General features: G+C 57.2%; 26 protein-coding genes. 10 read left to right on the top strand and 16 right to left on the bottom strand.

Annotation, left to right across the window (positions count from 1 at the left end; all coding sequences use genetic code 11):
* Positions 1–97 precede the first annotated feature (97 nt).
* Positions 98–508, top strand: a complete 411-nt coding sequence (gene cueR, locus N037_RS15200; protein WP_032641930.1) for a Cu(I)-responsive transcriptional regulator — start codon at positions 98–100, stop codon at positions 506–508.
* Here cueR and N037_RS15195 read toward each other — a convergent pair.
* Genes N037_RS15195 through N037_RS15185 form a run of 3 tightly spaced genes read right to left on the bottom strand, consistent with a single transcriptional unit; the run spans position 505 to position 2,763 of the window.
* Positions 505–957 carry an NfeD family protein gene (locus tag N037_RS15195; RefSeq protein ID WP_032641928.1) on the bottom strand — a complete coding sequence of 151 codons (453 nt, stop codon included), beginning with the start codon at positions 955–957 and terminating at the stop codon, positions 505–507. The two genes, cueR and N037_RS15195, sit on opposite strands and share 4 nt — an antisense overlap.
* Entirely contained in the window at positions 954–1,868 is a 915-nt protein-coding gene (locus N037_RS15190; protein WP_023310620.1) for an SPFH domain-containing protein, read from the bottom strand. The genes N037_RS15195 and N037_RS15190 overlap by 4 nt, the downstream gene beginning before the upstream one ends.
* Before the next feature lie 43 nt (positions 1,869–1,911).
* The gene (locus N037_RS15185) at positions 1,912–2,763 is read right to left on the bottom strand and encodes a hypothetical protein (protein ID WP_032641925.1); all 852 of its coding nucleotides are present in this window, start codon (positions 2,761–2,763) and stop codon (positions 1,912–1,914) included.
* 143 nt (positions 2,764–2,906) lie between these two features.
* On the opposite strand from N037_RS15185, the gene fetA reads away from it, so the two are divergent.
* Positions 2,907–3,578, top strand: coding sequence for an iron efflux ABC transporter ATP-binding subunit FetA (gene fetA, locus N037_RS15180; RefSeq protein WP_032641923.1), 672 nt, complete (start codon positions 2,907–2,909; stop codon positions 3,576–3,578).
* Complete coding sequence (fetB, locus tag N037_RS15175; protein WP_032641920.1) at positions 3,571–4,353, top strand: iron efflux ABC transporter permease subunit FetB; 783 nt, start codon at positions 3,571–3,573, stop codon at positions 4,351–4,353. The genes fetA and fetB overlap by 8 nt, the downstream gene beginning before the upstream one ends.
* An 87-nt stretch (positions 4,354–4,440) precedes the next feature.
* Here fetB and N037_RS15170 read toward each other — a convergent pair whose 3' ends face one another.
* Genes N037_RS15170 through tesA form a run of 3 tightly spaced genes read right to left on the bottom strand, consistent with a single transcriptional unit; the run spans position 4,441 to position 6,776 of the window.
* Complete coding sequence (locus tag N037_RS15170; protein ID WP_023334754.1) at positions 4,441–5,295, bottom strand: co-chaperone YbbN; 855 nt, start codon at positions 5,293–5,295, stop codon at positions 4,441–4,443.
* 58 nt (positions 5,296–5,353) lie between these two features.
* Positions 5,354–6,124, bottom strand: coding sequence for an SDR family oxidoreductase (locus N037_RS15165; protein WP_032641918.1), 771 nt, complete (start codon positions 6,122–6,124; stop codon positions 5,354–5,356).
* Positions 6,125–6,152: 28 nt separating this feature from the next.
* The gene (gene tesA, locus N037_RS15160) at positions 6,153–6,776 is read right to left on the bottom strand and encodes a multifunctional acyl-CoA thioesterase I/protease I/lysophospholipase L1 (RefSeq protein WP_032642013.1); all 624 of its coding nucleotides are present in this window, start codon (positions 6,774–6,776) and stop codon (positions 6,153–6,155) included.
* On the opposite strand from tesA, the gene ybbA reads away from it, so the two are divergent.
* The 3 genes from ybbA (at position 6,747) to N037_RS15145 (ending at position 11,173) form a co-directional block, all read left to right on the top strand.
* Positions 6,747–7,433: a putative ABC transporter ATP-binding protein YbbA gene (gene ybbA, locus N037_RS15155; protein ID WP_032642011.1), complete on the top strand. Its 687-nt coding sequence runs from the start codon at positions 6,747–6,749 to the stop codon at positions 7,431–7,433. The genes tesA and ybbA overlap by 30 nt on opposite strands.
* Positions 7,430–9,844, top strand: coding sequence for a putative ABC transporter permease subunit YbbP (gene ybbP, locus N037_RS15150; RefSeq protein WP_032641916.1), 2,415 nt, complete (start codon positions 7,430–7,432; stop codon positions 9,842–9,844). Before ybbA ends, ybbP begins: the two co-directional genes overlap by 4 nt.
* Positions 9,845–10,027: 183 nt before the next feature.
* Positions 10,028–11,173, top strand: a complete 1,146-nt coding sequence (locus N037_RS15145; RefSeq protein ID WP_023334757.1) for a porin — start codon at positions 10,028–10,030, stop codon at positions 11,171–11,173.
* Between the two features lie 90 nt (positions 11,174–11,263).
* On the opposite strand, the gene mnmH is transcribed toward N037_RS15145, so the two are convergent.
* The 5 genes from mnmH to ppiB form a co-directional block, all read right to left on the bottom strand.
* Positions 11,264–12,334, bottom strand: coding sequence for a tRNA 2-selenouridine(34) synthase MnmH (mnmH, locus tag N037_RS15140; protein WP_032641914.1), 1,071 nt, complete (start codon positions 12,332–12,334; stop codon positions 11,264–11,266).
* A gap of 84 nt (positions 12,335–12,418) precedes the next feature.
* Positions 12,419–13,486 (bottom strand): 5-(carboxyamino)imidazole ribonucleotide synthase, encoded by a 1,068-nt coding sequence (gene purK / locus N037_RS15135; protein WP_032641912.1) that lies wholly within the window; start codon positions 13,484–13,486, stop codon positions 12,419–12,421.
* Entirely contained in the window at positions 13,483–13,992 is a 510-nt protein-coding gene (gene purE, locus N037_RS15130; RefSeq protein ID WP_023334760.1) for a 5-(carboxyamino)imidazole ribonucleotide mutase, read from the bottom strand. Before purE ends, purK begins: the two co-directional genes overlap by 4 nt.
* Positions 13,993–14,111: 119 nt before the next feature.
* Entirely contained in the window at positions 14,112–14,834 is a 723-nt protein-coding gene (lpxH, locus tag N037_RS15125; protein WP_032641910.1) for a UDP-2,3-diacylglucosamine diphosphatase, read from the bottom strand.
* Between the two features lie 3 nt (positions 14,835–14,837).
* Positions 14,838–15,332, bottom strand: a complete 495-nt coding sequence (gene ppiB, locus N037_RS15120; protein WP_023334762.1) for a peptidylprolyl isomerase B — start codon at positions 15,330–15,332, stop codon at positions 14,838–14,840.
* A gap of 174 nt (positions 15,333–15,506) precedes the next feature.
* Here ppiB and cysS point away from each other — a divergent pair, with 174 nt between their 5' ends.
* A complete protein-coding gene (gene cysS / locus N037_RS15115; RefSeq protein ID WP_032641908.1) occupies positions 15,507–16,892 on the top strand; it encodes a cysteine--tRNA ligase in 1,386 nt (461 codons plus the stop codon).
* A gap of 90 nt (positions 16,893–16,982) precedes the next feature.
* Here cysS and N037_RS15110 read toward each other — a convergent pair whose 3' ends face one another.
* The 5 genes from N037_RS15110 to folD all read right to left on the bottom strand — a co-directional run bounded on the left by N037_RS15110 (position 16,983) and on the right by folD (position 21,541).
* A complete protein-coding gene (locus tag N037_RS15110) occupies positions 16,983–17,504 on the bottom strand; it encodes a metal-dependent hydrolase (RefSeq protein WP_023334764.1) in 522 nt (173 codons plus the stop codon).
* A 73-nt stretch (positions 17,505–17,577) separates the two neighbouring features.
* Positions 17,578–18,594, bottom strand: coding sequence for a Mal regulon transcriptional regulator MalI (malI, locus tag N037_RS15105; RefSeq protein ID WP_023334765.1), 1,017 nt, complete (start codon positions 18,592–18,594; stop codon positions 17,578–17,580).
* A gap of 83 nt (positions 18,595–18,677) precedes the next feature.
* Positions 18,678–20,177 (bottom strand): PTS transporter subunit EIIC, encoded by a 1,500-nt coding sequence (locus N037_RS15100; protein WP_023334766.1) that lies wholly within the window; start codon positions 20,175–20,177, stop codon positions 18,678–18,680.
* Positions 20,178–20,460: 283 nt separating this feature from the next.
* Positions 20,461–20,673, bottom strand: coding sequence for a ribosome-associated protein YbcJ (gene ybcJ / locus N037_RS15095; protein ID WP_023334767.1), 213 nt, complete (start codon positions 20,671–20,673; stop codon positions 20,461–20,463).
* Position 20,674: 1 nt separating this feature from the next.
* Positions 20,675–21,541 (bottom strand): bifunctional methylenetetrahydrofolate dehydrogenase/methenyltetrahydrofolate cyclohydrolase FolD, encoded by an 867-nt coding sequence (folD, locus tag N037_RS15090; protein WP_023334768.1) that lies wholly within the window; start codon positions 21,539–21,541, stop codon positions 20,675–20,677.
* A gap of 310 nt (positions 21,542–21,851) precedes the next feature.
* On the opposite strand from folD, the gene fimA reads away from it, so the two are divergent.
* The 3 genes from fimA (at position 21,852) to fimC (ending at position 23,756) form a co-directional block, all read left to right on the top strand.
* On the top strand, positions 21,852–22,415 hold the full coding sequence (gene fimA, locus N037_RS15085) for a type 1 fimbrial major subunit FimA (protein ID WP_023334769.1): 564 nt from the start codon (positions 21,852–21,854) through the stop codon (positions 22,413–22,415).
* Positions 22,416–22,483: 68 nt separating this feature from the next.
* Complete coding sequence (gene fimI, locus N037_RS15080) at positions 22,484–23,029, top strand: type 1 fimbrial protein subunit FimI (RefSeq protein ID WP_032641906.1); 546 nt, start codon at positions 22,484–22,486, stop codon at positions 23,027–23,029.
* A gap of 34 nt (positions 23,030–23,063) precedes the next feature.
* On the top strand, positions 23,064–23,756 hold the full coding sequence (gene fimC / locus N037_RS15075) for a type 1 fimbria chaperone FimC (RefSeq protein ID WP_032641904.1): 693 nt from the start codon (positions 23,064–23,066) through the stop codon (positions 23,754–23,756).
* Positions 23,757–23,758: the final 2 nt, after the last annotated feature.

The following is a 23,758-nucleotide window of genomic DNA, read 5'->3' as shown; positions in this document are numbered from 1 at the left end:
CGTATAATGAACTGGTCAGTAGTTGACCGGAGTAACGCTTTTCGCTAACTGTTATGAAGGTTAAACCTTCCATCAAGGGGAAGGTCAAGGGGGAAATGTGAATATCAGTGACGTGGCAAAAAAAACCGGCTTAACCAGCAAGGCAATCCGCTTTTATGAAGAGAAGGGGCTGGTGACGCCACCGCTGCGCAGCGAAAACGGCTACCGCAGCTATACGAAACTGCATATTGATGAGCTGACGTTGCTGCGTCAGGCAAGACAGGTGGGGTTTAATCTGGAAGAGTGCGGCGAGCTGGTTAACCTGTTTAACGATCCGAAGCGTCACAGCGCCGACGTGAAAAAACGCACGCTGGAAAAAGTGGCCGAGATCGAACGCCACATTATCGAGCTGCAGGCGATGCGCGAACAGCTGCTGCATCTCGCGGAATCCTGTCCGGGGGATGACAGCGCCGACTGCCCGATTATCGATAATCTTGCCGGCTGCTGTCATCGTAAGGCTTCTGCTTAGCAGGCTTTCACCCGCAGGGTAATGCCTTCCACCGCAATGACCTCAACCCGCGTGCCAGCGCTGAGGTCGTCGTCGGCGACTACCGGCCACGAGCTGTCGCCCACGCGCATATGCCCGCGCCCGTTCACCAGCGCGGCGTCGAGCGTAAAACGCTTGCCGACAATCTGCTGTCCACGCTGGTTAAGGTGCGCGTCCAGCGGCTTCTGCTCGTTAACCCGCCGGTTTAGCCAGCGCCACCACAGCCATGCGGCCACCAGCGTCAGCACGGCAAACAGTGCGCCCTGCCACGCCCATTCCAGGGGAAGGATCCAGACCAGAAGGCCAGTAATGACGGCGGCAACACCGCTCCAGAGCAGATAGCCGTTGCCGCCCAGCATCTCCGCCGCCAGCAATAAGCCACCGAGGCTTAGCCAGAAGGCATGAGGATGTGCAACGATGAGCTCAATCATTTTTTACGCTCGTTTCCGCTGTCTTTGATCAGTTCGGCAATACCGGCGATAGAGCCCATCAGACTGCTGGCCTCCAGCGGCATCATCACCACCTTGCTGTTGTTCGCGGAGCCGATCTGTTTTAGCGCATCGGTATATTTTTGCGCGACAAAGTAGTTCACGGCCTGGATATCACCGGCGGCAATCGCCTCGGAGACCATCTGCGTCGCGCGGGCTTCCGCTTCGGCCGAACGCTCACGCGCTTCTGCCTGTAAGAATGCGGACTGACGATCGCCTTCCGCTTTCAGGATCTGCGACTGTTTTTCACCTTCCGCTTTGAGGATCTCCGCCTGACGCACCCCTTCGGCTTCCAGAATGTAGGCGCGTTTGGTTCGCTCGGCCTTCATCTGGGCGTTCATGGAGGCGATCAGCTCGGCCGGCGGGCGTACGTCGCGGATCTCAATGCGGGTAACTTTGATCCCCCACGGGTTGGTTGCCTCGTCGACAATGTGCAGCAGGCGGGTATTGATGCTGTCGCGCTGGGAAAGCATTTCGTCCAGCTCCATCGAACCGAGCACGGTACGGATGTTGGTCATCGTCAGGTTGACGATCGCCAGCTCCAGGTTGCTGACCTCATAGGCCGCTTTCGGCGCATCAATCACCTGAATAAAGCAGACGGCGTCGATGGTGACGTTGGCGTTATCCTTGGAGATGATCTCCTGAGAAGGAATGTCCAGCACCTGTTCCATCATGTTGATCTTGCGACCAATTCTGTCCATGAATGGAACAATCAGACTTAAGCCCGGCTGGAGCGTGTTGGTGTATCGACCGAAACGCTCAACGGTCCACTGATAACCCTGAGGGACAATTTTGACGCCTGCGCCCACAATAACCAGCGCAACAAAAATAAGGACAGGAACAACGATAAGCATAAAAACCTCCTGTTTTGCATGCTGTGACGAGAGATGTGTGTGTTTATTGCTCGTAAGTATAGGTAAAGTCAGAGATGAAGCCATCACCCGCTTCGGCAATGGCTTTGGATAATCCCTGGTAGTACTTCTCCAGCCCCAGCGCTTCAATACGCTGGATCTGTTCGCGAATAGGGGCGCAGAACAGAACGGCGTTCCCCGCTTCTACGCGTTTGTTATTCGGTGGAAGGTCGCCCGCGATGGCTTTGAACCACGTTCTGATACCCTGTTTTAAATTATGCGGCGCTTTTGTCAGGTTATCCATGCCCGTCAGGACCTGCAGGGTGGGGAACTCATCGGCCAGCACGGCGGTTTTCATGCGCGCAAAGAACTGGCTGAACAATTCAAACGATCCCAGATCGGTCACGCGCGGTTTGGTGGTTTTACCGTTCTTATTGCCGATTTTGCCTGCCGCAGACGCTGCGGCCGGAACCGCATTCACCTTTTCCAGCTCCAGCCCGAATAACAAATTACAGTGCGCGCGGCGCTCTTTCAGCGGGTAGGACATCAGCACGTCAATGAACCGGGTAGCCTTTACATCCGCAAGATCGTGGTTAATAAGCCACTGGGTACGAGAAAATTCAGCCGGAGACACGAACCAGTCGGGTACCTCACTGAAACGTTTTGATTTTCCCTTGCCGTCAAATTCCAGGAAGTGTGTCCCGTTGTCGAAGGCGAAATAGCAATTTTTGAAACTGCCGATCGTGGTGTTCACGATGAGCGCCTTCTTAACAAAATCCACCACCTCTGCACCAATGACAAAACGCGTGAGCTCTGACGATTTGATGACTTCCATTAATGTTTCGACATCAGGAACACCAGGCTTCAGGGAAGGAAACTCATAAAAGATATGTGCCATATCGCATACTTCCTGTAGTGATGGTGGTGACAAATAACAAACAAAAAGTTTAACACTTGCTTAAGCGTGAGGCTATTCGCTCTGTGCAGGCGAAAGGATTATGCTACAGACGTTTCTTACAATAAGCGGTTAACGGAAGCGTAATGAACGATAAAAAAAAGCTATTACAACTCAGGGATATCGGATTTCGTGTCGGTGAAAATATTATTCTTCAGCACGTCGGGTTTAGCCTGTCGCCGGGCGAGTTTAAACTCATCACAGGCCCCTCAGGCTGCGGTAAAAGCACGCTGCTGAAGATTGTGGCCTCACTCCTTAGCCCGACGGAGGGTACCATTCTGTTTGAAGGACAGGATATCGCGACCCTGTCCCCGGAAAGCTATCGCCAGCAGGTCTCCTACTGCGTGCAAACCCCCGCGCTTTTTGGCGATACGGTTTATGACAACCTGATTTTCCCGTGGCAAATCCGCAATAAAACGCCGGAGCCGGAAAAATTTATCAGCGATCTGGCCCGCTTTGGCCTGGCGCAGGAGACGTTAACCAAATCCATCAATGCGCTGTCGGGGGGAGAAAAGCAGCGCGTCTCGCTGATCCGTAATCTGCAGTTTTTACCGAAGGTGCTGTTGCTGGACGAAATTACCAGCGCGCTCGATGACGCCAACAAACGCAACGTCAACGAGATTATTCATCGCTACGCCCGGGAGCAGAACATTGCCGTGCTGTGGGTGACGCACGATGCTAACGAAATAACCCATGCGGATGACGTGATTACGCTTCAGCCGCACGGCGGAAAAATGCAGGAGGCAAACCGTGGGTGAGCATAACATTACCAATGAATCCCTGGCGTTTTCGATGGTGCTGGTATTGATTGCGATAGTGGTCAGCTACCGGGAAAAGCTGGGGCTGGAAAAAGATATCGTGTGGAGTATCTGCCGCGCGGTGGTTCAGCTCATCATCGTCGGCTATGTGCTGAAGTATATCTTCAACGTCAACCACGCGGTGCTGACGCTGCTGATGGTGCTCTTTATCTGCTTTAACGCGGCGTGGAATGCGAAAAAGCGCAGTAAATACATTGATAAGGCGTTTATCTCGTCGTTTATCGCCATTACCACCGGGACGGCGCTTACCCTGGCGGTGCTGGTGCTCTCCGGCTCGATAGCGTTTACGCCAATGCAGGTGATCCCGATTTCCGGGATGATCGCGGGGAACGCCATGGTGGCCGTTGGGCTGTGTTATAACAATCTCGGCCAGCGTTTCAGCAGTGAACAGCAGCAGCTCCAGGAGAAGTTAAGCCTTGGGGCAACGCCAAAAGTAGCCTCGGCGCGGCTGATTCGTGAGAGCATTCGCTCATCGCTGATCCCAACGGTCGATTCAGCCAAAACGGTAGGGCTGGTGAGCCTGCCGGGCATGATGTCGGGGCTGATTTTTGCCGGTATCGATCCGGTAAAAGCGATTAAGTATCAGATCATGGTGACGTTTATGCTGCTTTCCACGGCAAGCCTGTCAACCATTATTGCCTGCTATCTGACCTATCGGAAGTTCTACAATTCACGGCATCAGCTTGTGGTGACGCAGTTGAAAAACGTGCGCTGATTGTGCCGGGCGGCACTGCGTTTGCCCGGCCTACGATTCGTGCTTTTGTAGGCCCGGTAAGGCGAAGCCGCCACCGGGCAAAGTGCATCAATATAACAACGCGTACAGCTGGCGACGATACTTCGACGCCAGCGCGTCGCCGGTGCCCAGCGCGGCGAGGATCTCCTGGAACATCTTACGCGCCTGACCGTCTGCGGCTGTCAAATCTTTTTGCAGATGGCTGAACAGCAGCTCCAGCGCCTCTTCGTTGCGGCCCACCTGGTGCAGTTGCAGCGCCAGCTGGCTTGCCAGCGCGGCATCGGCCGGGTTGTCGGCGACCTGCTGCTGCAGCTGCTGAATTTCCGGGGTATCCGCGGCCTGTTTCAGCAGCTCAATTTGTGCGACCAGCCCCTGATAGCGGGTGTCCTGATCCTGCATCGGGATAGTCTTCAGCACGGCTTCCGCGTCTTCTGAACGGTGCAGGGCGATCTGCGTTTCCGCCAGCAGCAGGCCAATCTGGCTGTTCTGATTCGACAGCTGCCATGCCTCTTTGAGCAGAGGCAGCGCCTCGTCGTATTTGCCTTCCTGCATCAGCGCCATGCCTTCCTGCGCTTTCAGCTCCTCTTCGCGCGGCAGCACTTTATCCAGCAGGGCGCGGATAGCCTCTTCCGGCTGCGGCCCCTGGAAACCGTCAACGGGCTGGCCGTTCTGGAACAAATAGACCGTAGGAATGGCGCGCAGGCCAAACTGGGACGCCACCATCGGCTCGGCGTCGCAGTCCAGCTTAGCGAGAATGAACTGACCGTTGTACTGGGCGGCAAGGCTTTCCAGCACCGGCGTCAGCTGCAGGCAGTGTTGGCTGCGTTCAGACCAGAAGTAGAACAGGACCGGTTTGGTCATCGACTGTTCAAGGGTCTGTTGCAGGTTAGCTTCTGTAATATTGACGATATTCTGTACGGACATGCGGCTTTCTCTTTTGTCGGTTTATTCTTTACATGGGGATGCGCGACGTCGCTTCAACTCAGCCGTGTAAAATTTTGTCCATCATCCGGCCTGGCAGCAGGCGTTTTAACCAGCCGACGGCATGGGTGACCAGCGTCACCGGATAGCGCATTTTGGGATGTTCGCTCTCAAAAGCATGGCGCACTTTGGCGACAACCGCTTCAGGACCTAACGTAAAGCGTGCGGCAATGCCGGGGTTTTCGACCGGTTTGTCCGACTGGGTCTGGTTGACGTTTTCGGTAAAGCGGGTGCGGATCGGGCCGGGTTCAATCAGGCTGACCTTAATGCCGCTGTGGCGTAGCTCCATGCGCAGGGCGTCGGACCAGGCTTCCAGCGCATATTTGCTGGCGGCGTAGGCGCCGCGGCCCGGGGTGGAAATCAGCCCCATCACTGACGATGTCATCACGATGCGCCCTTCACCGTGCGGCAGCATCGCGGGGAGCAGACGCATGGTGAGCTGATGCACGCCGAAGAAATTGGTCGAAAACTGTTTCTCCAGCGTTTCGCGGGAGAGCGTATCCAGCGGGCCATACACGCCGTAGCCGGCATTGTTAAAGAGCCCGTACAGACGATTGTCGGTCAGCGCGATCACTTCATCGGCGGCGCGTTCAACGCTCTCCGGCGAGTCCATATCCAGCAGCACGCCGGTAAAGCCCAGCCCGTTCATGCGTTCGACATCGTCGGGTTTGCGACAGGCCGCCAGGACCCGAAACCCCTGGCGCTTCAGTTCGAGCGCGCTTTCCAGGCCGATTCCACTGGAACATCCTGTAATTAAGACCGATTTTTGCATAACTTTACCTGTCAGGATCTCCGCTTAATCAGGAGTCATGGTTAACTAAAGGAGCCAGCCGCGTTGCCATCCAGTCGGCAATAAACGGCTGAGCATCGCGATTGGGGTGGATCCCGTCGTCTTGCATCCACTGGGGTTTGAGATAGACCTCTTCCATGAAAAATGGCAGCAGCGGAATATCAAACTCTTTGGCAAGCTTAGGGTAGATCGCGCTAAAGGCCTCATTATACCGACGACCGTAGTTGGCGGGCAGGCGAATTTGCATTAGCAGCGGCTGGGCGTTTGCCGCCTTAATGTCCTGCAAAATGGTGCGCAGCGTTTGCTCGGTTTGCTGAGGCTGGAAACCGCGCAGTCCATCGTTACCGCCAAGCTCCACCAGCACCCAGCGCGGCTGATGCTGTTTGAGCAGCGCAGGCAGGCGCGACAGGCCCTGCTGCGAGGTATCGCCGCTGATGCTGGCGTTGATTACAGCGGTCTTGCTCTGCCATTTGTCATTGAGCAGGGCGGGCCAGGCCGCGCTGGCCGCCATGCGATAGCCTGCGCTCAGGCTGTCGCCGAGAACCAGTAACGTGTCCGCTGCCGCCGCGCGGAAGGTCATCAGAATCAAAAACAGGAAGGGCAAATGCCAGCGGAAAACAGTGTTGAAGTTCATCATCTTAAGAAGTCCGTCGGTCAGGGGGAACACGAGCTTTCCATCCTTACTGGAGTTGAACTCGTTGTCAAACGCGCTGAAACCATCGCGTTGATTGGCGAATCCGGTTCCGGTAAGTCCACGCTGCTGGCGATTCTGGCCGGTCTGGACGACGGCAGCAGCGGCGAGGTCCACCTTGTCGGGCAACCGCTGCATCAGCTTGATGAAGAGGCCCGGGCCGCGCTGCGCGCGCGTCACGTTGGTTTTGTCTTCCAGTCCTTCATGCTGATCCCGACCCTGAACGCGCTTGAAAACGTCGAACTCCCGGCGTTGCTTCGCGGTGAAAACAGCCGTGAAAGCCGCACGCATGCGAAGGCCCTGCTGGAACAGCTCGGTCTGGGTAAACGTCTCGACCATCTTCCCGCTCAGCTTTCCGGCGGCGAGCAGCAGCGCGTGGCGCTGGCGCGGGCGTTCAACGGCCGTCCCGAAGTCCTGTTTGCCGATGAACCCACCGGTAACCTTGACCGTAAAACCGGAGACCGGATTGCCGACCTGCTATTTTCGCTCAACCGCGAGCACGGCACCACGCTGATCCTCGTGACCCACGATCCTCAGCTCGCCGCCCGCTGCGACCGTCGCCTGCGGCTGGTCAACGGTATTCTTCAGGAGGAGGCATGATTACCCGCTGGTTCTGGCGCGAGTGGCGTTCCCCCTCGCTGCTGATAGTCTGGCTGGCGCTAAGCCTGGCGGTGGCCTGCGTGCTGGCGCTCGGCAGCGTCAGCGACCGCATGGAAAAAGGGCTCAGCCAGCAGAGCCGGGAGTTTATGGCGGGGGACAGGACGCTGCAAAGCTCCCGCCCGGTGTCGTCGGGCTGGATTGACGAAGCGCGCAAAGAGGGGCTGAAGGTGGGGGAGCAGATAACCTTCCAGACCATGACCTTTGCGGGCGACACGCCGCAGCTCGCCAGCGTGAAGGCCGTGGATGACATCTACCCGATGTACGGTGACTTACAAACCAGCCCGCCGGGGTTAAAGCCGACGCCTGGTACGGTGCTGCTGGCATCGCGTCTGATGGCGCTTCTGAACCTGAAGTCCGGCGACAGTATCGACGTCGGTGACGCCACGCTGAAAATCGCCGGGGAAGTGGTGCAGGAGCCTGACTCCGGCTTTAACCCCTTCCAGCTTGCGCCGCGCCTGCTGATGAACACCGCGGATGTTGCGGCAACCCATGTCGTTCAGCCGGGAAGCCGCGTCACCTGGCGCTACAAGTTTGGCGGCACGCCTGCCCAGCTTGACGCGTATGAAAAATGGCTTCTGCCGCAGTTAAAACCAGAGCACCGCTGGTACGGGCTGGAGCAGGACGAGGGGGCGCTAGGTAAATCTCTCGAACGTTCCCAGCAGTTCCTTCTACTGTCGGCGCTGTTAACCCTGCTGCTGGCGGTGGCGGCGGTAGCCGTGGCGATGGGGCACTACTGCCGCAGCCGCTACGACCTGGTGGCGATCCTCAAAACTCTGGGGGCGGGAAGGGCGCAGCTGCGCAAGCTGATCGTCGGCCAGTGGCTGATGGTGCTGGCGCTGTCTGCCATCACCGGCGGGGCCATCGGGCTGCTGTTTGAGAAGCTGCTGATGGTGCTGCTAAAGCCGGTACTCCCTGCCGCGCTGCCGCCCGCCAGCCTCTGGCCGTGGCTATGGTCAATCGGCGCGATGACGGTGATTTCGCTGCTGGTAGGGCTACGCCCGTACCGGCTGCTGCTCGCGACGCAGCCGCTGCGCGTTCTGCGCAATGATGTGGTGGCGAACGTCTGGCCGCTGAAGTTCTACCTTCCGGTGATTACTGCGGTGGCGGTGGGTATGCTGGCGTGGCTGATGGGGGGCAGTACGCTCCTGTGGGCGGTACTGGCCGGGGCGGTGGTGCTGGCGCTGCTGTGCGGCGTGCTGGGCTGGATACTGCTCAACGTCCTGAAGAGGCTGACGGTAAAATCCCTGCCCGTGCGCCTGGCGGTCAACCGCCTGCTGCATCAGCCGTGGTCAACGCTCAGCCAGCTGTCGGCCTTTTCGCTGTCATTTATGCTGCTGGCGCTGCTGTTAGTGCTGCGCGGCGATCTGCTCGATCGCTGGCAGCAGCAGCTTCCGCCGGAAAGCCCGAACTATTTCCTGATCAACATTGCCCCTGAGCAGGTGACGCCGCTGAAGGGCTTCCTGTCGGAGCACCACATTATTCCTGAGTCGTTCTATCCCATCGTGCGCGCGCGTCTGACGCAGATCAACGGTCAGCCAACGGAGGGGAACAAGGATGAGTCGCTGAACCGCGAGCTGAACCTGACCTGGCAGGAGAAACGCCCTGACCACAACCCGATAACCGCCGGCACCTGGCCGCCAAAAGCGGGGGAAGTGTCGATGGAAGAGGGGCTGGCGACGCGGCTGAACGTGAAGCTGGGTGACAGCGTGACCTTTACCGGCGATACCCAGGATTTTACCGCGAAAGTCACCAGCCTGCGTAAAGTGGACTGGGAAAGCCTGCGGCCAAACTTCTTCTTTATCTTCCCGCCGGGCACGCTGGACGGGCAGCCGCAGAGCTGGCTGACCAGCTTCCGCTGGGAAAACGGCAACGGCATGCTGACCCAGCTTAACCGGGAGTTTCCAACGGTCAGCCTGCTGGATATCGGGGCGATCCTGAAGCAGGTGGGGCAGGTGCTGGAGCAGGTGAGCCGCGCGCTGGAGGTCATGGTGGTGCTGGTGACGATCTGCGGCGTGCTGTTGCTGCTGGCCCAGGTGCAGGTGGGCATGCGCCAGCGCCATCAGGAGCTGGTGGTCTACCGCACGCTGGGGGCCGGAAAGCGGCTGCTGCGGATGACGCTCTGGAGCGAATTTGCGCTGCTGGGGCTGGTGGCCGGTCTGGTGGCGGCCATTGGCGCAGAGACGGCGCTGGCGATGCTGCAGACAAAAGTCTTTGACTTCCCGTGGGAGCCTGACTGGCGCCTCTGGTTGATCCTGCCTCTCTTTGGCGCGGTGCTGCTTTCTCTCTGCGGAGGCTGGCTCGGCACGCGGCTGTTAAAGGGGAAAGCCCTGTTCCGTCAGTTTGTGAGTTGATTTAGAGCAGTGATAGTTGCGCGCCGGTTTTTAATGCCGGCGCGTAATGTTTAAATAGCACAAAGTGATAATACCCACTCATTTAGTAGCACAAAACATTAAAAACCCGACCACACAGCCCGATTATTTCCAGTTAATATTCACCCGCTAAATATTTAGCAGCGTGTCTATTAAGGAAAAATAATGACTATAAAAAAATCAGCGCTGGCGGCAACGATCGGCGCGGCAGTGGCATTGACTACCTTCGCTTCTCAGGCGGAAATCACCGTTCTTAAGCAGGATCCTCAGGCGGGTAACCCGCTGAGCCGCCTGAATTTCACCGTTGGCGGCAGTATCCGTCCTCAGTTCCAGAACATGACCGGCGACGACGGTAAAAACAGCTACAAGCGCAACGGCTTTGACGGCGGCACCCGTTTCCGTTTCGCGGCTGATTACTACCTGTTTGATGACATCAGCTGGATCAGCTACTACGAGCTGGGTGTGAATATTCCTGCGCAGTTCAACTGGGATCACCACTACGCCGACGGCGCACACGATACCACGCGTCGTATGCTCTACACCGGTCTGAAGAGCGACACCTGGGGTACGCTGACCTTCGGTCAACAGAACAGCGTTTATTATGATGTGGTGGGCGCGAAAACCGATATCTGGGATTACGACATGATCGGTCAGGCGCCGGGTAACGGTATCAACGGCGATTACGACGGTTCTTACCGTTCACGCCAGATGCTGAAATATAAGAAAACCGTGGGCGATGCTGACATCTACGCATCTTACCTGTTTGAAGACAGCGAATACCTGCCGGGCAACGGCCTGCGTTACAAGCGTAAAGGCGGCGGTTCACTGGGTCTGGATTACCACCTGACCACCGATCTGACCTGGGGCGCCGCGTGGAACTACACCCGTGCGGACATGCGTAACCCGGACAACGGCGACAGCAAAACGTATGACCAGAACATCCTCGGTACCGCGCTGAGCTGGACGCCGGACAACTGGACCTTCTCCGCAGGCGGTGGCTGGTACCAGAACTTCCTGACCACCAAAAAAGTGTCGGTTAACGACTACTTCGCCGGTGATGCATGGGGTATTGAATACTTTGCGGGCTACAAGTTCCCAATCGGTCAGTACGCGGTTAAATCCATCCAGCCATACTTCATGGGCGACCGCATTCAGTATGTGAACGGCCGTAACTACCAGCGCATCGACAACGGCGTGGGTATCAGCTTCCAGCTGGATTACGGTTTCCGCGTGGATTACGAACACGTGTTCACCTCCAGCACCGACAACCTGGGCGACATGAACCTGGTGCGTCTGCGCTACGACTTCTAAGCCGTCTGTTCCCCGGTGGCGCTGCGCTTACCGGGGCTACAAAAGCATATGTAGGCCGGGTAAGGCGTAGCCGCCACCCGGCTTTATTTTTCAGCGATCAAGCCAGTCAGCAACCTCGCCGTACGTCCCGCGATACACAATCTTCTCCGCTTTCTTCTCCAGCTGATAGCCGTACATCGGGTCGTAATAGTCCTTCAGCAGCGGCGCAAGCCAGCTAAAGTGCGCCTCGGTACTGCCAGAGCGTTGCTGTTCCAGCAGGGCGGAATCTAATAGTGCGGTGAATTCTGCATACCGCTGCAGCCCCAGACGGCGGCGAATGGCGAACAGGCCATGATGCAGGTACTCGCTGTACTCTTTCCAGCCCGCTTCCTCACCGTAGGCAGCAGAAAAATCCGCCCACATGTGGTCGAAATACTCTTCGCGCAGGCGCTCAAGGCGGACGTCAAACGGGTCTTCGACGACAACGATAGGGGCTTCAGCCATGCGGTCGCGCAGGCACTCCGGCAGGTGGTTGGAGCCAATCATCCGGCCCTCATCTTCCAGTACCCAGCGCCCGGCGTCTTTTTTCAGTAGCTCAACCGCAAGGTGGTTTTCAAAGCTGGCCTGGGAAAGCTGCGGCGTGAGCGTGCGGCCAAACGACGAGCCGCGATGGTGCGCCAGCCCTTCCAGATCGATCCCCTGCGCGTGCTGTTTCACCAGCAGGGTTTTACCGTTGCCGGTGCAGCCACCGATAAGCACCATCGGCTTTTGCGACTGCTCAATGGTCACCTGAATCGCCGTCTGACGCAGGGCCTTATAGCCGCCGCGGATCAGCGGGTAGTCGATGCCCGCCTCTTTCAGCCAGGCCTGCGAGATATGCGAGCGCTGGCCGCCGCGCGCGCAGCAGAGAAAGCCGTCAGGATGGGCCAGGCTGGCTTCCCGCCAGGCGTTGATGCGTGCCTCACGCGTCTCGCCGCTCACCAGGCTATGGCCGAGCGCCAGCGCGGCCTCGGGACCCTGACGTTTATAGCAGGTACCGACGGCGGCGCGCTCATCGTCGTTCATCAACGGCAGGTTAAGGGCGGCGGGCATCGCGCCCTGGGCAAATTCGATCGGCGCGCGAACGTCGATTAAAGGGGTATCAGACGCGAGGATCGCGCGATAGTCCGTTCCATCGTTCATGGTTATTCCAGAAGAAAACTCAGCAGCAATGGGCGGGGATTGTACGCCGGGGAAGGGGAAGGTCAACTCCCCGGCGCAGATGTCTTACTTGAGCTTTGACTGTGCCCAGACAATACCGCTCGCGTATTCCGGCGGCAGGAGAGGGATCATCGCTTCCAGCGTGGCGCTCAGGCGATCGGTATCACTGTCGTTCAGGTTCAGGTGACCGACCTTACGGCCCGCGCGAACCTCTTTGTCATACCAGTGCAGATGCACCAGCGGCAGCTTCAGCCAGTCGTAGTTCAGATCGGTGCCGATCAGGTTGATCATCACCGACGGGCTGTTCACCACCGGCTGCGGCAGCGGCAGGTCGGTGATTGCGCGCAGGTGCAGCTCGAACTGGCTGATGGACGCGCCGTTTTGCGTCCAGTGGCCGCTGTTGTGCACGCGCGGTGCCAGCTCGTTAATCAGCAGGCCGGAAGGGGTGATAAAGCACTCCATCGCCATCACGCCGACATAGCCCAGTTCGTGCATGATGGCTGAGAGCATCTCTTCCGCCTGCGCCTGCTGGTCAGCATTGGCGTGCGGGAAGGCGACGCTGGTGCGCAGAATGCCGTCCTGATGCAGGTTATGTGTGAGCGGATAAAAGACGGTATGCCCGTCATGCCCGCGCGCGCCCACCAGGGACACTTCCCCGCTGAAGTTAATGCCCTGCTCAACGATGCACTCGCCGTAGCAGTCGTCCGGCAGCTCGGCGGTGTCGTGCGCGCGCAGACGCCACTGGCCGCGGCCATCGTAGCCGCCCACGCGGCGCTTCACGATCGCCAGCTCGCCCAGCATCGCGAAAACGTCATTCCACTCGTTTTTATCAGTCAGGAGCTGCCACGGCGCGGTCGGCAGACCGAGCTTGTCGAACAGCTGCTTTTGCGTGAGACGGTCAGCAATGATCGGGAAGACGTCGCGGTTAACGAAGGCGTTATGACGCGCCAGCTCGCGGGTAAGCGCGGTTTCCGGCCAGCGTTCGATCTCGGCGGTGATCACGCTCTGGTGGAACGGTACGGCTTCAGGTTCAGCATCCAGCCCGACGGGCCAGACGGCAATACCCAGCGGCTCACCGGCCTGACGCAGCATGCGGCCTAGCTGGCCGTTACCGAGGACGCAAACCTGCTTCATGCCGCACCCCGCGGGTCCGGATTGTCCAGCACTTCGTCGGTCTGGGCTTTACGCCAGTCCGCCAGACGCTGATGCAATGCGTTATCGTGCGTCGCAAGAATTTGCGCCGCCAGCAGGGCTGCGTTCGCCGCGCCCGCTTTACCAATCGCCAGCGTGCCGACAGGAATACCGCGCGGCATCTGGACGATGGAGTAGAGGCTATCCACACCGCTTAACGCGGCGCTTTGGACCGGAACGCCCAGAACCGGCACCAGAGTTTTGGCGGCAATCATGCCCGGCAGATGTGCTGCGCCGCCCGCGCCGGCAATGATCACCTCATAACCGTTCTCTTCGGCGCTTTCGGCGAAGCTGAACAGTTTGTCCGGTGTACGGTGCGCGGAGACCACTTCAACGTGGTGCGGAACATTCAGGATTTCAAAGATTTCGGCGGCGAACTGCATGGTAGCCCAGTCGCTTTTGGACCCCATCACGATGGCGACACGCGCCGGATTATTGCGGGAAGACATGCGTCTTAAAACTCCTGTGGTGCGAAACACACTGCTTTCGAGGGCACAGAGAATAGCATGTTATGCGGGCAAGGAAAACGGTTGCGTGGCTGAGAAATAAGCGAAACGACGAGAATACGTTAAAACGGAAAAGCGATCAGCTCGACACCTTCCGGGGTGACTTTGACCATCGACCCCTCAGTGTGCCACGCGCCCAATACCACGCGATGGGCGGGCTCGCCGTTGGCCACCAGCGTATGGACATCGGGACGATGGGTATGACCGTGGATAAGCCACTGGACGTGATGCTTTTCCATTACATTAACGACCGCCTGCGGATTCACGTCCATGATGGTCATGGATTTGCTGCTGTTGGCGGCCTTACTGCCCGCGCGCATTCTGGCGGCGATGCGGTTGCGGATAAACAGCGGCAGAGCAAGGAACGCTTTTTGGATCCACGGGGTGTGGACTTTGGCGCGAAACGCCAGGTAGCCGGTATCGTCGGTGCAGAGCGTGTCGCCGTGCACGATCAGGACCCTGCGGCCATAGAGGTCGAGCACCTGCTCTTCCGGCAGCAGCGTCATGCCGCTTTCGCGGGCGTAGCGCTTGCCGATCAGGAAATCACGGTTGCCGTGAATGAAGTAGCAGGGGACGCCGGAATCTACCAGCGCGTGAATGGCGGCGGCCATTTCACGGTGCAGCGGGTTAGGGTCGTCGTCGCCAATCCAGGCTTCGAACAGGTCGCCCAGGATGTACAGCGCATCGGCGCTTTTCGCTTCACCGCGTAAAAAACGCAGAAAACCGGCGGTAATCGCCGGTTCTTCTGTTTGCAGATGCAGATCCGCAATAAAGAGTGTCGCCACGAATTACTCGCTGACGGTCACGCTTGTAATCACAACGTCTTCTTTAGGAACGTCCTGGTGCATACCGCTGCGGCCAGTAGAGACGGCTTTGATCTTGTCAACCACGTCCATACCTTCAACCACTTCTGCGAATACGCAGTAGCCCCAACCCTGCAGGCTTTCGCCGGAGAAGTTCAGGAAGTCGTTGTCAGCCACGTTGATGAAGAACTGCGCGGTAGCAGAGTGAGGAGCCTGAGTACGCGCCATTGCCAGCGTGCCGCGGGTGTTTTTCAGGCCGTTGTTCGCTTCGTTTTTGATCGCTTCTTTGGTGGCTTTCTGGTTCATGCCAGGTTCGAAACCGCCGCCCTGGATCATAAAACCGTTGATCACGCGGTGGAAAATGGTGTTGTTGTAGAAACCTTCGCGGCAGTAGTCCAGGAAGTTTTTAACTGTTTCAGGCGCTTTGTCATCAAAGGTTTTGATTACGATATCGCCATGATTAGTGTGGAAAGTAACCATTTTTGCATCCTGTTCCGTTATTGTGGTACGTCGACCCGCGTTCGGGTCATCTATAGGGGCTTGTTATAGCATAACCACAGGATGCGATCACCTTGCATTGTGTGCTGCTTCGGGTTTGAATTACGGGTAGAATAGCTGGTTTTCAACCACACACGTGTTTACATGGAATCTTCGATGTTAAAAATCTTTAATACAATGACGCGCCAAAAAGAGGAATTTAAACCTATCCATGCCGGGGAAGTCGGCATGTACGTGTGTGGTATTACGGTTTACGATCTCTGTCACATTGGCCATGGCCGTACCTTTGTCGCCTTCGACGTGGTGTCACGCTACCTGCGTTTTCTGGGCTATACCCTGAAATACGTGCGTAATATCACCGACATCGACGATAAAATCATCAAGCGCGCTAATGAAAACGGCGAAAGCTTCGTTGCGCTGGTGGACCGTATGATCGTTGAAATGCACAAAGATTTCGACGCCTTAAACATTCTGCGTCCGGACAGCGAGCCGCGTGCGACCCACCATATTCATGAAATTATCGACATCACCGAGAAGCTGATCGCGCGCGGTCACGCCTATGTGGCAGAAAACGGCGACGTGATGTTCTCCGTGCCGACGGACCCAACCTACGGCGCGCTTTCCCGTCAGGATCTGGACCAGCTCCAGGCCGGCGCGCGCGTTGACGTGGTTGACGTGAAGCGTAACCCGATGGACTTCGTACTGTGGAAAATGTCCAAAGAGGGTGAACCAAGCTGGCCATCCCCTTGGGGCGAAGGCCGTCCGGGCTGGCACATTGAATGTTCGGCAATGAACTGCAAACAGCTGGGCAAACATTTCGACATTCACGGCGGCGGTTCGGACCTGATGTTCCCGCACCACGAAAACGAAATCGCGCAGTCCACCTGCGCCCATGGCGGCGAGTACGTTAACTACTGGATGCACTCCGGGATGGTAATGGTTGACCGCGAGAAGATGTCGAAATCGCTGGGCAACTTCTTCACCGTGCGCGACGTGCTGAAGTACTACGACGCGGAAACCGTGCGCTACTTCCTGATGTCCGGCCACTATCGCAGCCAGCTGAACTACAGCGAAGAGAACCTGAAACAGGCGCGCTCGGCGCTGGAGCGTCTGTACACCGCGCTGCGCGGTACCGACAAGTCTGTTCCTGCGGCAGGCGGTGAGGCGTTCGAAGCACGCTTTGTTGAGGTGATGAACGACGACTTCAACACCCCGGAAGCCTACTCCGTGCTGTTCGACATGGCGCGCGAAGTGAACCGCCTGAAGTCAGAAGATATGGCCGCGGCGAATGCGCTGGCGTCCCATTTGCGTAAGCTCTCTTCCGTGCTCGGCCTGCTGGAGCAGGAGCCGGACGTGTTCCTGCAGAGCGGCGCGCAGGCGGACGACGGAGAAGTGGCGGAAATTGAAGCGTTGATCAAAGCGCGTCTGGAAGCGCGTCAGGCGAAAGACTGGGCGGCGGCAGATGCGGCGCGTAACCGTCTGACCGAGATGGGCATCATTCTGGAAGATGGCCCGCAGGGAACCACCTGGCGTCGTAAGTAAGTCTGTAACGCCCGGTGGCGCTTACGCTTACCGGGCCTACAAAATAACGACCGTAGGCCGGGTAAGGCGTAGCCGCCACCCGGCTTTCTTTTACCGCCGTCTCCACCACAACAATCCCATCAGCACGACTCCCGGCAGCCACACCCACAGCAGTTCTGAAATGATTACCTGATGCCCGTACGGCGTGGTGTAGCGTGATAGCGCAAACGGCGCGACCTTAATGACCTGCCACGGCGCAAAGAAGCGTTCATCAGACCATGGCCACAGCCAGCCGACGCCTTTCCCGCCTGTCGTTATTGAATCCAGCAGGCTGTGCGACAGCAATGACACGGTTAAAAACAGCCAGCACCGCGTCAGGCTGGCCCGGAACCATCGTCGTCCAGTCAGCACGCAAAGTATCGGCACCACAAAGGCGAACAGCAGGGAGTGGGTAAAGCCGCGATGGCCGAAAATATTGCCGTACGCGACGCCGAACTTGAACGCCAGCACGTCGGCATCCGGCAGCATGGCGAGGACAATTCCGGCAAACAGCAGGCGGGGAGGAATCACTTTGGTTCCCAGGCCTAAGCCCAGACAAAGCGGAACAGCAGCGTGCGTAATAACGGTAGGCATTGACATTATCCATGGCAAATCATGGAAATATACCAGTAATCTCGCGCTAACAGACCTGTTCTAAATTCTGATTTTACGCCGACTCGCGCGCGATAAGCTGCCCGGAAAGCGTAATGCGCTGGGTTTGCAGCGTCGGCTCCTTCAGCGTGCGAATGATCAGCCCGGCAGCCTGACGCCCCGTCTCTTCGCTGGCCGACGAGACGTAGGTAAATGACGGCGAGGTGAGGTTAACGTGCAGCATATCTTCGAAACCGACCAGCGCGACCTGCTGCGTCAAAAACACATCTTTACCCACCGTACGTCCTACCTGATGAATACCGGAGATGGAGCCGATCATGGCATCCGGCGAGTGGCAGAGCAGGGCGGTGATGGTATTGTTTTTTTCCAGCAGCTGGCGGGTGGCGAAACCCGCGGCAAGGGTGTCATCGCTACAGGCCGGAGAGTATTCATCGCGCCAGACCAGCCCGTTCTGCGTCATTGCGCTGCGAAAACCGAGCAGGCGCTGCTCGCGGATAAGGCAGCCTTCACGTCCGCCAATGTAGGCGATATTGCGATGGCCGCGCTCGATAAGATAACGCACCGCCAGACTGGCCGCCTGACGGTTGTCGCGCATCACCAGATTGCATTTTTCATCCAGCAGCGACTGAGAGACCACCACCAGCGGCAGCGGGCAGTGGCGAATGTGTTCCGGCAGGGTAGCGGTGCGGGTATCGGAGGCCAGATAGATCACCCCGGCGACGCCCTGCTGCTTAAACGACAGCAGGCAGCGCTCAAGATGATCGTAGTCGTTCTGAGGCTGACCGAGAAAAACCATATACCCCTGTTTTTCAAGATCCTGGACGATGCTCGCCATCACCTTGATGGAGAAACTGTCGCTAAAGTCACGGAGGATCAGGCCAATCAGATTGGACGTATTGGCACGGAGGTTGGCAGCGGCGACGTTATGAACATAGCCCAGCGTATTGATGGCAGCGTTGACCTTCTCGATCGTTGCCTCTGAGATTTTCCCTTTCTGGCGCAAAACCAGCGAGACGGTTGAGACCGACACGCCCGCGTGCTTTGCGACATCAATAATGCTGACTTTCTTCAAAACCGCTCCCTGAAATTTGCCGATTATCAGCCAGATAAAACACGTCTCCCAGCGTACAGGAGACGTGTCGTTCAGGCATCTTATTATTTGCCGATCATAGTGGACATGGTCTGGGCGATAAACTGTGCTCTGGCACCGAAAATCACCTGAATACCGTTGTCCCCGACGAAGACCACGCCGCGCGCGCCGAGTCCGTTCAGGCCGTCTTTATCAACCGCCTCGCTTTTTGCCACTTCCAGACGCAGACGGGTGATACAGGCGCCGACGGAGTCGATGTTATGCGCCCCGCCCAGCAGGGTGATGATCTCGGTCGCGAGTTCTGAATCAGACTTATCATCCGCGTTGGCGGTCACTTCAGTGCGGCCCGGCGTTTTCACGTCGAAACGACGGATCACAAAGCGGAACGTGAAGTAATAAATCAGGCCCATTGGAATGCCGATGATAATGGCATTCAGGAAGTTGGTCTTGTAACCGTTAAAGGACGGCAGGATCCCGAATGAGAGATAGTCGATAAAGCCCGCGGAGAACGACTTGGCGATATGCGCATGCAGCAGATACATGGTCATATAGGCCAGGCCCGCCATGATGGCGTTAAAGACGTACAGGATCGGCGCCACGAAGATAAAGGTAAACTCAACCGGTTCGGTGATCCCCGTCAGGAAGCAGGTCAGCGCCGCGGAGAACAGAATACCGGCCGCGATTTTCTTATTCTTCGTATGGGCTTCGTGATACATCGCCAGGCACGCAGCGGGCAGCGCGAACAGCATCAGCGGGAATTCACCCTGCATGAACTTACCGGCGTTCTGGTAGGTGTCGCTGCTAAAAGATTTCACCCCTTCTTCCAGCATCTTGAACCAGATGGTCTGGTCGCCGTGGATCACCTGGCCCGCCTGGGTGGTGTAATCCCCGAACGAATACCAGAAAGAAGGGTACCAGATGTGGTGCAGGCCGAGCGGGATCAGCGCGCGCTCCACCAGACCGAAGATAAAGGTCGACGCCGCCTGATTATCGCCGTTCACCACCACGGAGAGGGCGTCGATACCGGCCTGAATATGCTGCCAGACGTACGGCAGCAGCAGCCCCATCAGGAACGAGAGGAACGCCGTTGCAATGGCCACGAAGCGCTTACCGGAGAAGAAGCCCAGGAATTCCGGGAGCTGCATGGTGTGGAAGCGGTTATAGCACCAGGCCGCGAGAATACCGCAGATCAGGCCGCCAAAGACGCCCATCTGCAGCGTCGGGATGCCGACCACCATGGCGTATTTCCCGCCCTGGGAGGCCATTTCCGGCGTGATGCTCAGCACGGTGCTGATGGTGATATTGGTGACAAACACCGAAACTGCCGCAGACAGCGCCGCAATACCGGATTCTGAGGCCAGGCCCACGGCGGAGCCAATGGCAAACAGCATCGGCAGGTTATCAAAAATAACCCCGCCCGCGTTCATCATCAGCGGCAGATGAAACTTATCGCCGAAGGCCAGCAGCAGGCCCGCAGCGGGAAGCAGTGAAATTGGCAGCATTAAGGCGCGACCAATCATCGATAACTTAGACAGTGATTTAACAAACCCTGATATCAGACTCATGCTGATTTCCCCCGAGTAGCGCTTTTTTTGGCGCTGTTATTGTAAGTAGAACGTTTTAGTAGAACGTTCTACTTATCGTGGGCAAAGAGTGAAAAACGCGCAACTGAATTTTCACGTTTCAACAGATGAAATAGTGATTATTTGAAGTTGATCGATAAATAACCGTGATGGGTGTAAGGGGATGGTGAGAGAAATTGCCGGGTGGCGGCTTCGCCTTACCCGGCCTACAAACGGAGAGAGTACGTAGGCCCGGTAAGCGCAGCGCCACCGGGCATCAGACGGCTCAGGCCGTAACGGTTACGCTCTGGCCTTCAAAGCTCACGGTCTGCCCCGCGACAATCTTGCAGCGCTTGCGCGTTTCCACCACGCCGTCGACTTTCACCAGCCCGTCGGCGATAACGATTTTCGCCTGCGCGCCGCTTTCGCTCCAGCCTTCCAGCTTCAGCAGATCGCACAGCTCTACGTGCGGGTGTTTGCCTAATGAAAATGTGGCCATCTTATGCTTCCTCTACGTCGTGGTACTCTTCGCATGCCTGCAAAGTATTCTGAATCAGTGTTGCCACGGTCATCGGGCCTACGCCACCCGGAACCGGCGTGATGTATGAGGCACGCGCCGCGGCGTCTTCGTACACCACGTCGCCGACCACTTTGCCGCTTTCCAGGCGGTTGATGCCCACGTCCACAACAATCGCCCCCTCTTTAATCCACTCGCCCGGAATAAAGCCCGGCTTGCCGACCGCGACGATCAGCAGATCGGCGTTCTCGACGTGGTGACGCAGGTTTTTGGTGAAACGGTGGGTCACGGTGGTGGTGCAGCCGGCCAGCAGCAGCTCCATGCTCATCGGACGGCCCACGATGTTAGAGGCACCAATCACCACGGCGTTCAGACCGTAGGTGTCGATGTTATAACGCTCCAGCAGCGTCACAATCCCGCGCGGCGTACACGGGCGCAGACGCGGCGCGCGCTGGCACAGGCGGCCAACGTTGTACGGATGGAAACCGTCCACGTCTTTATCCGGCGCGATACGCTCCAGCACCTTCACGTTGTCGATACCCGCCGGCAGCGGCAGCTGAACCAGGATACCGTCGATCTCTTTATCGGCATTCAGGGTGTCAATAAGTTCCAGCAGCTCTGCTTCGCTGGTGGTTTCCGGCAAATCGTAAGAGCGGGAGACGAAGCCCACCTCTTCACACGCTTTGCGCTTGCTGCCGACATAAATCTGCGATGCCGGGTTGCTGCCAACCAGCACAACGGCCAGCCCGGGGGCGCGAAATCCTGCCGCTTTACGCGCCTTCACTTTTTCCGCGACCTCAGAGCGCACCTGCTGCGCAATCGTTTTACCGTCAATAATCTTTGCTGCCATCAGAGAGAAGATTCCGTCTGTAACGTTTGAAAGGGGGGATGGCGTGTATTTTGTCAGAAGCGAGCGTCGCTGTCAGTCACCCTTTACGCGTTTTTATCAGTGAGACGCAAAAACCCTTCTTAGGGGATGGTCAATTTCTTAGGTGGGATTAGGATGTGACCTGGCGAAATGGCAGCGTTTTGACATATTTAAAAACTGTGTCCTGAGCTACTTTGTCTCCTCCGAAATAAGCTTTCAATTACCCAATTGAACGTATTTCTTATTCCCGATTATTCGCGGGAAGGGTTATTTACATTTTAAAGGAATAGACATGAAACTCAGCAACATTGCTTCTACTGTTATTGCTACTTTGGCCCTGGTTGCAGGTGCCGCAAATGCAGCAGATCCTGCTACGCCGGTTTCCGTAAATGGCGGGACCGTACATTTTAAAGGTGAGCTGGTTAATGCTGCTTGTTCAGTAAATACTGATTCTTCCGAGCAGACCGTTAATCTGGGTCAGTATCGCACCGCGAAATTTACCAAAGTGGGCGACACCACCTCTAATATTCCATTCAACATTGAACTGAATGATTGCGATCCGTTGGTTGCCAAAACTGCCGCCGTTGCGTTTACCGGTCAGATCGACCCAACCGACAAAACCCTGCTGGCAGTGACCTCCGGTAGCAACGACAACACCGCGAAAGGCGTGGGTATTGAGATCCTCGACAGCAAATCCAGCGTTCTGACCCCAGACGGTGCGACCTTCTCTGCGGCGCAGACGCTGATCGAAGGGACCAACACCCTGAAGTTCACCGCGCGTTATAAATCAACGGCTGCCACCACCGAGCCGGGCCAGGCTAACGCTGACGCCACCTTCGTAATGAAATACGAGTAATTCCTCCGCACAGGGATGTTCAGGCCTCACGGATGAGGCCCGTCATACGCAAATGCCAGGAACGAAGGATGACAAGGACTGGAACACTACTGCTGTTAACCCTTGCGATGGCTTGCCCGGCATCGGCACATACCGTGGTGATCGAAGGTGGCAAGGTTCATCTCCGGGGAGAACTGGTGAACGGCGGCTGCGCCGTGGCCCCCGACAGCCAGAACATGCGCATCGACATGGGGCAGTACCGAACCAATTCATTTTCCGGTGTGGGCAGTTTTTCCACCGTGAATGTGCCCTTCACCGTGCGGCTGCTGGACTGCAGCGTTGATGTTTCGCGCACCGTGGGGATCCAGTTTCAGGGCGTCACACCCGCAGAGGATCCGCAGGTCTTTCTGGCGACATCGCGGCCGGGTGAAACACCTGTCAGCAGCGGCGTTGGGCTGGCCCTCTTTGACGAACAGCAGCGTCAGATTATCCCGAATGCCACGGCCGTCAGCTGGCTGCCGATCGATACCCACAAGCTCGCGTTCCATTTTAGCGCCCGCTATCGGGCTATTTCCGAACACCTCGAGCCAGGCAAAATTCAGTCGGATGTCTGGTTTACGTTGATTTATCCATAACACCTGCGAACACATTATTAAAGGTACGGTTGTGATGAATACCCAAATTAAACCAGGACTTTTTTTATCGTTTATTTTGATGATGGTTTCTGCCTGCGCAAATGCGTCCGGCGGTATTGCGCTGGGGGCCACGCGCGTTATTTATCCGGCAGAGGCGAAGCAAACGTCGCTGGCGATCACCAACAGCAACAAACAGGAACGCTATTTAATTAACGCGTGGATCGAAAATGCAAGCGGACAAAAAGAAAAAACCTTTGCCGTGACTCCGCCCCTGTTTGTTAGCGAGCCGAACAGTGAAAACACGCTGCGTATTATTTACGCCGGGCCGGCACTGCCTGCCGATCGCGAATCGCTCTTTTACATGAACGTGAAGGCGATTCCGTCAGTGAACAAAGCGAAAACCGAAAACAATAACGTGCTGCAGCTGGCGATCCTCTCGCGCATCAAGCTCTTTGTGCGCCCGAACAACCTGGCGATGCAGCCGGAAGAGGCGCTTTCCCTGCTGCGGTTTGAACGCGCGGGCAACCATCTTAAAGTCAGCAACGCTTCCCCGTACTACATCACCCTCGTCAATCTGAAGCTGGGCGGGCAGACGCTGGATAATCTGATGGTTGCGCCGAAAAGCTCGGCTCAGCAGGTGCTGCCAGCCGGTGCCGGCGGCACGCTTTCCTGGCAGAGCGTGAATGACTACGGTGCCATCACCCCGGCGCGTAGCGTCAACCTGTGAGC

Source organism: Enterobacter sp. EGD-HP1, from assembly GCF_000733275.2.
GTDB lineage: Bacteria > Pseudomonadota > Gammaproteobacteria > Enterobacterales > Enterobacteriaceae > Enterobacter.
Note: the sequence above shows the minus strand (reverse complement) of the source record. Positions and strands in the feature narration are given on the sequence as shown.